This window comes from Acinetobacter lwoffii (assembly GCF_024129855.1).
Taxonomy (GTDB): domain Bacteria; phylum Pseudomonadota; class Gammaproteobacteria; order Pseudomonadales; family Moraxellaceae; genus Acinetobacter; species Acinetobacter lwoffii_L.
Map to the genome: position 1 here is coordinate 348,337 of NZ_JAMXXC010000002.1, position 7,668 is coordinate 356,004.

At 42.0% G+C, this 7,668-nt stretch carries 10 protein-coding genes and 1 rRNA gene; 7 read left to right on the forward strand and 4 right to left on the reverse strand.

Features of this window, described 5'->3' with window-relative positions; genetic code table 11:
* Nucleotides 1-45: 45 nt before the first annotated feature.
* Nucleotides 46-495, forward strand: a complete 450-nt coding sequence (locus tag NI465_RS03465) for a DUF2147 domain-containing protein (protein WP_004645963.1) — start codon at nucleotides 46-48, stop codon at nucleotides 493-495.
* Between the two features lie 147 nt (nucleotides 496-642).
* A complete protein-coding gene (locus NI465_RS03470) occupies nucleotides 643-1,089 on the forward strand; it encodes a DUF2147 domain-containing protein (protein WP_253144318.1) in 447 nt (148 codons plus the stop codon).
* 51 nt (nucleotides 1,090-1,140) lie between these two features.
* On the opposite strand, the gene NI465_RS03475 is transcribed toward NI465_RS03470, so the two are convergent.
* The 3 genes from NI465_RS03475 to pdxA are packed head-to-tail and all read right to left on the reverse strand — an operon-like array spanning nucleotide 1,141 to nucleotide 3,807.
* Nucleotides 1,141-1,986, reverse strand: coding sequence for a symmetrical bis(5'-nucleosyl)-tetraphosphatase (locus tag NI465_RS03475; protein ID WP_044111683.1), 846 nt, complete (start codon nucleotides 1,984-1,986; stop codon nucleotides 1,141-1,143).
* 6 nt (nucleotides 1,987-1,992) lie between these two features.
* Nucleotides 1,993-2,805: a 16S rRNA (adenine(1518)-N(6)/adenine(1519)-N(6))-dimethyltransferase RsmA gene (gene rsmA, locus NI465_RS03480; protein WP_004645966.1), complete on the reverse strand. Its 813-nt coding sequence runs from the start codon at nucleotides 2,803-2,805 to the stop codon at nucleotides 1,993-1,995.
* 33 nt (nucleotides 2,806-2,838) lie between these two features.
* Complete coding sequence (gene pdxA, locus NI465_RS03485) at nucleotides 2,839-3,807, reverse strand: 4-hydroxythreonine-4-phosphate dehydrogenase PdxA (RefSeq protein WP_253144332.1); 969 nt, start codon at nucleotides 3,805-3,807, stop codon at nucleotides 2,839-2,841.
* A 305-nt stretch (nucleotides 3,808-4,112) separates the two neighbouring features.
* Here pdxA and rplM point away from each other — a divergent pair, with 305 nt between their 5' ends.
* From rplM to NI465_RS03510, 5 genes are all read left to right on the forward strand, one after another.
* The gene (rplM, locus tag NI465_RS03490) at nucleotides 4,113-4,541 is read left to right on the forward strand and encodes a 50S ribosomal protein L13 (RefSeq protein WP_004281682.1); all 429 of its coding nucleotides are present in this window, start codon (nucleotides 4,113-4,115) and stop codon (nucleotides 4,539-4,541) included.
* 13 nt (nucleotides 4,542-4,554) lie between these two features.
* Nucleotides 4,555-4,941, forward strand: a complete 387-nt coding sequence (gene rpsI, locus NI465_RS03495; protein ID WP_004281681.1) for a 30S ribosomal protein S9 — start codon at nucleotides 4,555-4,557, stop codon at nucleotides 4,939-4,941.
* Nucleotides 4,942-5,271: 330 nt separating this feature from the next.
* Nucleotides 5,272-5,925 carry a glutathione S-transferase N-terminal domain-containing protein gene (locus NI465_RS03500; protein ID WP_044111679.1) on the forward strand — a complete coding sequence of 218 codons (654 nt, stop codon included), beginning with the start codon at nucleotides 5,272-5,274 and terminating at the stop codon, nucleotides 5,923-5,925.
* 9 nt (nucleotides 5,926-5,934) lie between these two features.
* Nucleotides 5,935-6,363: a ClpXP protease specificity-enhancing factor gene (locus NI465_RS03505; RefSeq protein ID WP_253144320.1), complete on the forward strand. Its 429-nt coding sequence runs from the start codon at nucleotides 5,935-5,937 to the stop codon at nucleotides 6,361-6,363.
* An 18-nt stretch (nucleotides 6,364-6,381) separates the two neighbouring features.
* Complete coding sequence (locus NI465_RS03510) at nucleotides 6,382-7,029, forward strand: hypothetical protein (RefSeq protein WP_004281678.1); 648 nt, start codon at nucleotides 6,382-6,384, stop codon at nucleotides 7,027-7,029.
* Between the two features lie 247 nt (nucleotides 7,030-7,276).
* On the opposite strand, the gene rrf is transcribed toward NI465_RS03510, so the two are convergent.
* Nucleotides 7,277-7,391: ribosomal RNA gene (gene rrf / locus NI465_RS03515) — 5S ribosomal RNA — on the reverse strand.
* Nucleotides 7,392-7,668: the final 277 nt, after the last annotated feature.

Consider the following 7,668-nt stretch of genomic DNA (forward strand, 5'->3'; position numbering starts at 1 on the left):
TGTGTTGGGGATATTTTATTCATCTATAAAAAAGGCATAAATATAATGAAACAAACTAAATTAGGATTAATGTTCATCGCTGCACTGATGACTGGGACTGCTTATGCACAGGATCTGACGGGCATCTGGCAGCAAATTGATGATAAAACCGGCTCACCAAAAGCAATTATTGAAATTCGTCAAAATGATAATGGAACTTTTGCTGGAAAAATTATCAAAGTGACTCCACGTCCAGGCTATACTCCACAAAAGACCTGCAATAAATGTCCCGCGCCTTATACCAATCAGCCGATCATGGGCATGGATGTATTGACTGGCTTAAAACATGTGGAAGGCACCAACAATTATGAAAAAGGTAAAGTGATTGATCCATTGGCAGGTAAAGTTTATGACGCTCGAGTGCGTCTAAATGCCAATGGTAAACGTTTAACCTTGCGTGGTTATGTGGGTGTGTCCGCTTTAGGCCGTAGCCAGACCTGGATTCGCCAAGATTAATACCTAATTCTCATTATTCAAAAAAGCTGCCAAATTGGCAGCTTTTTTCAGTGTATCAACTCTATAGTATTCAGATAAGTGTTGACTATTTTAGTAAGATTTCTAACATGAGCGGGCGATGATAAAAATTCTTTGGAATGACTCTCTATGTTTAAAAAAATATTACTTGCCGCGCTTACAGCAGGATGTATGACCAATCTTTGGGCAGACGATATTACCGGGACCTGGCAACAAATTGATGATAAAACGGGGGCGGCTAAAGCGATTATCTTCATTAGCAAAGAAGCAAATAATACCTATTCAGGCAAAATTGTAAAAATCACGCCTCGCCCAGACTATAATCCACGTGAAAAATGCAATAACTGTCCTGCACCTTATACCAATCAGCCTATTTTAGGTATGACCATTTTAAAAGGCCTAAAACTGGTTGAAGGCACCAAGAATTATGACAAAGGTCGTATTATCGACCCATTGGCAGGTAAAATTTATGATGCAAAAATGCGTTTAAACAATACGGGTAAACGTTTAACCTTACGTGCCAGTATTGGCGTTTCAGTTCTAGGCCGTAACCAGACCTGGATTCGAGCAGACTAAATTTTAAAACTAAAAAGCCACGTAATCACGTGGCTTTTTTATGGAATGTGCTTACATCGCCGGATTATCCACTGCAAACATCTGCTGATCCTCTAGGCGGAATGCCATCAGTTGATTACCCCAGACACAACCGCCATCTACATTCTGAATCTTGTTCGAAATGGTTTTACCATTCAAGGCGGCCCAGTGACCAAACAGGATCTGATGACTTTTCGCAGCCTGTGATTCAAACTCAAACCAAGGTTTAAAACCTTCCGGCATCGGATCATCCAGCGCATCTTTAAAGCTGTATTCCAGACGTCCCTCAGCGTCAGTTAAACGCATTCGGGTGAGGTAGTTCACGATACAGCGAATACGTTCATGGCCTTGTAGCTGATCCGACCAAAGTGCGGGTTCTTTCCCGAACATTTCTTTCAGAAAATCATCCAGCACCTCGAAGTCATCATGAGCAATGATCGCTTCGACTTCTTGTGCCAATTGAGCAGTTTTTTCTGCACTCCAGATATTCGGAATCCCAGCATGCGTCAGGATAGTCTGCTCATTTGGAAATAGACACATTGGCTGTTTGCGCAGCCAGTCAATCAAGTCATCACTGTCGATCGCATCAATCACATCACGAACATTGTCTTTTTCTTTCACCGGTTTGATGCCGCGGGCATAAGCCAGCAAAGTCAAATCATGATTTCCCAAGACCGTCGCAGCCGCACCTTGCTCAGCCAGCTTTTTGATAAACCGCAATGCTGCAATTGAGTTTTCACCACGTGCAACCAAATCTCCAGCAAACCAGATAAAATCTTGTTCTGCATCAAACTGGATTTCTTTAAGCAAAGCTTTCAAGGCCTCAAAACAGCCTTGAACATCACCAATCACATAATTATATCGAGCAGTACGGTTCATCGTAATTTAAGCCACCATTTGATCTGAAAGTGCAACAAACTGTTCAAGGGTCAGGGTTTCTGGACGCGCCATCGGGTCAACACCCGCTTTTTCAAAACCCTCTTCAACCAGCATACCCTTCAAGCTGTTACGCAAGGTTTTACGACGCTGGGTAAAGACATGAGATACCAGACGTGCCAGCGCTTTTTCATTCTTCGCCACAATCGGTTTAACTTTATAAGGCTCTAAACGGAATACCGCAGAAGTTACTTTTGGAGGCGGATTAAAAGATCCAGGTGGCACTTCGAACAAGAAAGTCGGTTTACAGAAATATTGAATCATCACCGACAGACGGCCATATTCTTTGGTATTGGGTGATGCGGTAATGCGATCCACGACTTCTTTTTGTAGCATGAAATGCATGTCTTGCACTTTGTCACCAAATTCCAAGAGATGGAATAACAGTGGCGTTGAAATATTATAGGGCAAGTTACCGACCACACGTAATGGACGATCTTCTTGGAACAACTGAGAATAATCGTATCTCAAGGCATCGGCTTCAATAATGGTTAAACGTTCCGGATGCGGCACACGACCCGGCAGGCCAGCAGCCAGATCACGATCCAGCTCAAGTACGGTTAAGGCATCACATTCACCAATTAAAGGTGAAGTCAAAGCGGCCAGACCCGGGCCAATTTCCAGAATGTTCTGACCTGGACGCGGATTGACTGAGCGTACAATTTTGGCAATGACACGCTGGTCATGTAAAAAGTTTTGACCAAATCTTTTTCGAGCCTGATGCCCTTCATCTTTTGGGTTTAAGGCATTAATTTGATACATAAAAACATTTCCAACGTGAGTGATGAACAATAATCAGTGGCGCGCCAGATCGAGGGCTAAATCGACAGCAACGTGCAGGCTGGAACTTTTCGCAAGTCCCGTCCCCGCAAGGGAGAGTGCTGTGCCATGATCAACAGAAGTTCGAATAAACGGTAAGCCGAGGGTAATATTAATGGCTTCACCAAAGCCCTGTGATTTTAACACAGGTAAGCCCTGATCGTGATACATCGCCAGAACAGCATCAGCATCTTTTAGGTTTTCTGGAGTAAATAAAGTATCAGCAGGTAGGCTTAAACTCATGTTGATACCTTGGGCACGATAGCTTTCGAGTACCGGATTGATCACTTCAATTTCTTCCATCCCCAAATAACCGCCCTCCCCGGCATGCGGATTTAAACCGCAAACCAGTATATTCGGCTGTTCAATCTTGAATTTGGATTTCAGGTCGTGAATCAGAATATCAATCACCTGATGCAAGCGTTCAGGCGTAATCGCATCTGCCACGGCACGAAGCGGAAGATGGGTAGTGGCCAAGGCCACGCGTAAAGTTTTGGTGGCCAGCATCATGACTACACGTGGAACACCAGCAAATTCCTGGTAATACTCGGTATGACCACTAAAAGAAATGCCCGCTTCATTTATCACGGACTTTTGTACAGGCGCAGTCGCGACGCTGACACTTTTTCCTGACATGGCATAGTCTGCGGATCGACGCAGTTGCTCCAGTACATAAGCCGCATTGTTCGGATTCAGCTCACCCAATACGACGTCTTGCTGCACGGGAACATGCTCTACAAATAGCTGACCGATGCCTGAAGATGACTCCTGTCCTTGATATTCAATCAGCTCAACCGATAATTTGAGTACCTGAGCACGTTGCTTGAGCATATGAATATCCGCCAATACCACAATTGGGCGCTCATCAACACGATCTGCAAGACTCAGGCAAATATCAGGACCAATTCCGGCAGGTTCCCCACTGGTGACATATAAAGGCAGCATCATCTTCTCAATTTGGCAAAGCTGAGAAATATTATAACCCGATCACGCCTACGCTGTAGTAATCATTGCAAAGAGTACTTATAAATCAATATTTTGATACCATTGAAACTATGGTTACAAATATAGTTGCAGTTTTTGTAGCATATAAAGGCTTAGGTCTTTCTTTCACCAGGGAGATTAGATAAAATACAGCGCTTGAAATTTTAATTTTCATTTGTGATTCTTCACGTATTCGTTTAGAATCGCGTCTCCTTTAGTTTGGACAGATTCCATAGTCCAAACCAACTATAATAGGTAGTGGTTTAATGAAAACTCTCAGCGCTAAGCCAGCTGAGGTTCAACACGACTGGTACGTTGTTGATGCTTCTGGCAAAACTTTAGGTCGCCTTGCGACTGAAATCGCTCGTCGTTTACGCGGTAAGCACAAAACTTCTTATACTCCTCACGTTGACACTGGCGACTACATCGTTGTTATCAATGCTGAAGAAATCACTGTGACTGGTAAAAAGTCACAAGATAAGAAATACTATCGCCACACTGGTTTCCCTGGTGGTATCCGTGAGACTAACTTTGAAAAGTTAATCGCTCACAAACCAGAAGCAGTTCTAGAAAAAGCTGTTAAAGGTATGTTACCTAAAGGTCCTCTTGGTTATGCAATGATCAAGAAAATGAAAGTGTATGCAGGTACTGAGCATCCACACGCTGCTCAACAGCCACAAGTTTTGGACATCTAAGGGATAACAGCACATGGCTACTAATTATGGTACAGGTCGCCGTAAGACCGCAACTGCACGTGTTTTCCTATCAGCTGGTACTGGTAAACTCGTAATTAACAACCGTACTCTTGAACAGTATTTCGGTCGTGAAACTGCTCGTATGGTTGTTAACCAACCACTTGAGCTTCTTGAAGCTACTGACAAATATGACCTTTACATCACTGTTGCTGGTGGTGGTATTGGTGGTCAAGCAGGCGCTATCCGTCACGGTATTACTCGTGCATTGATCGCTTCTGACGAAACTTTAAAACCTGCTCTTCGTCAAGCTGGTTTCGTTACTCGTGATGCTCGTGAAGTTGAACGTAAGAAACTTGGTTTACGTAAAGCTCGTAAACGTCCTCAGTTCTCTAAACGTTAATTCGTTTACCGAATCGGACAAAAAACCCTGGATTTTCCAGGGTTTTTTATGGGTATCAGCTGAATATATGGAAAGATTTTCTTGTTATTGTTCGTGCACATCTTTCCCTCATACACTCTCATGACACCAGAACGACTTCATCAAATAATAATTTGCGATCCCAATACAGATAAATAGCAAAATGACAGGAAGCTTGATCAGCATCTTATTTTCCTCCAGTTGTTTTTCTTATAATCTACCTCGGCTCAAGCCGATTGATCTTTGATGCTTGGTGCTTTTTAGGTTGAATTTTAGTATCCTAGTCTATTCATTAGAAGCTCATCAGGATTTATGTCAGTCGAAAGCGCGCCTCTTCAAGGAATCACTCTCTATAGTCATGTCGATGACTTTCGTTCCCATTGGATTCGCTACGTACTTGCCGAAAAACAGATTAAATATAACCTGATTTTGGTGGATGCCGATGATGAGGATCTGGCCAGCCTTAATCCTTATAATCAATTGCCGATGCTGATCGAAAATGAACTCAAATTATTTAATACTTCAATTATCTCAGAATATGTAGATGATCGTTATCGTCAGAATAAACTATATGCCGATGCCCCAATGCCCCGCGCAGAGCAACGACAATACATCTGGCGCTTTGAAAATGACTGGTTAAAGCTGGCTGATATCATGTTACGCCATCCTGATACGCTAGATAAGAAAGCCAGAACTCAGGCACAAAAGCAGTTACAGGATATCCTGATTTCACTGATGCCACTCTTCCAGCATTTTCCCTATTTTATGTCTGAACAATTTAGTATCCTGGATTGTATGCTGGCACCAATTTTTATCCGTCTGAAACAGATGGGTGTAGAATTACCACAGCAGCAATGCCGTCTGTTTTATTTATATTGCCAACGAATTTTCAGTCGTCCTGCCTTTGTAAAATCCATGACATTGCAGGAAAAGAACCGTTATTCAGCGCAACTCAAGCATCCGTAGAGAAACCTCATGTCCGAACAAGAATTCAGCCTTAGCCCTACCCGTCCCTATATGGCACGTGCAATCTATGAGTGGGTTTGCGATAACAATATGACGCCTTACCTGCTGGTGGATGCCACACGCCCAAATACCATGGTTCCTGAGCAGTTTATTAAAGATGGACAGATTGTTCTGAATATTGTGCCACATGCCGTACATGCGCTGCATATGAGCAATGATGCCATTAGCTTCTCGGCTCGCTTTGGTGGCGTTTCTCGTGATATTTATGTTCCTATGGCAGCAGTACTCGGTATTTATGCACGTGAAAATGGTCAAGGTTTATTCTTTGATCCAGGTGAATATGAGCATACACAAAATGATGAAGATGCTTTAAAATCAAGCACTGAAAAACAAACTGAACAACCAAAGAAAAAACCGACTTTAAGACTATTAGATTAAAAATAATGGAGCAAGTGAATGGCTTTTGATTTAGTACAATATTTTGTTGAACAGATAGAGACTCAAAAGCCTGAGCTTCTAAAAGAATATACAAAAGAAGAAAGACGAAAATATATATCAGAAATCAATGCCTTAACTTTAGGAAAACTTATTACTGAATGGCGTCATAACCCACAAAAAATTTATAATGAAATCAATCATCCTGATGAATTATATATCCTGGAAATCGTGCGTCATCTCGCTACCAGTCCGGAAAATCAATCCACTCTGGATCGAGCCCAGCTTGAGCACAGCACTTCAGAAATTTTTCATTTACAGCTTATTGAATTAAAACAACTGCATGATACCGGCAACCATAATATCCATAGCATTCAGGAATTACTGACCGGGCAAATTGAACATTTATCTGGTCAAGCAGATGATTGGGTTTGGACAACAAACAAGCTAACAGAACTCAAAGGCTCTAAACCAATTGTGCAAGAAGAGCTATCATTGGAAGCATCAATGAAGGAGTTTAATCAAATGGTAAGCCAGAATCAGCAGCATCAAGATGTCGAAGAAGTCATTGTTATCAATACCCCAACATGGGCAAAGATTGTTGAACCCATCGTGGCGATTGTCATTCTTTGGGTATTAATCGCAGCCGTAATGCGCGTGTTTGGCTAAAATAGTCTGCAATAAAAAACCAGCGAATCGCTGGTTTTTTATTTTGTAAGGTTTATAAGATCAGCTTGTAAACTCTTATAGCGCTAGTTTTACAGAGATCCCAATAGGTCAAAAAAATTAACAGGAATTCTCTGTCTCAGAAGAATCTGATCAACTTTGAGATATAGATATGTTAAATATCTTATCTAAAATTCCACGCACAAAAAAATCCCCCTCTGCTAATGCGGAGGGGGATTTTGGAATAATGAGCTGGCGATGACTTACTCTCACATGGGTAACCCCACACTACCATCAGCGCTAAGAGGTTTCACTTCTGAGTTCGGGAAGGGATCAGGTGGTTCACTCTTGCTATGGTCGCCAGCACAACTGTTTATGGATACTTGCTAGGTCTTACGTTTTGCCTTGCTTTCTACCAAATAGAATTCATTAACAGGTATATTTGAGTTCTTGCGAGTAGAACTAAGCAGTGCTTAATTATACTCTCATTTGTTCTTTAGCGTTCACTAAATCAAGCTGTTTTGCTTAATATCGAATCGATTGATGCTTAATACAACAACTGTTTGGGTGTTGTATAGTCAAGCCTCACGAGCAATTAGTATTGGTCAGCTTCACATATCACTATGCTTCCACATCCAACCT

Coding starts and splice junctions, on each gene's coding strand:
- NI465_RS03465 (WP_004645963.1), top strand. CDS start 46: ATGAAACAAACTAAATTAGGATTAATGTTCATCGCTGCACTGATGACT.
- NI465_RS03470 (WP_253144318.1), top strand. CDS start 643: ATGTTTAAAAAAATATTACTTGCCGCGCTTACAGCAGGATGTATGACC.
- NI465_RS03475 (WP_044111683.1), bottom strand. CDS start 1,986: ATGAACCGTACTGCTCGATATAATTATGTGATTGGTGATGTTCAAGGC.
- rsmA (WP_004645966.1), bottom strand. CDS start 2,805: ATGTATCAAATTAATGCCTTAAACCCAAAAGATGAAGGGCATCAGGCT.
- pdxA (WP_253144332.1), bottom strand. CDS start 3,807: ATGCTGCCTTTATATGTCACCAGTGGGGAACCTGCCGGAATTGGTCCT.
- rplM (WP_004281682.1), top strand. CDS start 4,113: ATGAAAACTCTCAGCGCTAAGCCAGCTGAGGTTCAACACGACTGGTAC.
- rpsI (WP_004281681.1), top strand. CDS start 4,555: ATGGCTACTAATTATGGTACAGGTCGCCGTAAGACCGCAACTGCACGT.
- NI465_RS03500 (WP_044111679.1), top strand. CDS start 5,272: ATGTCAGTCGAAAGCGCGCCTCTTCAAGGAATCACTCTCTATAGTCAT.
- NI465_RS03505 (WP_253144320.1), top strand. CDS start 5,935: ATGTCCGAACAAGAATTCAGCCTTAGCCCTACCCGTCCCTATATGGCA.
- NI465_RS03510 (WP_004281678.1), top strand. CDS start 6,382: ATGGCTTTTGATTTAGTACAATATTTTGTTGAACAGATAGAGACTCAA.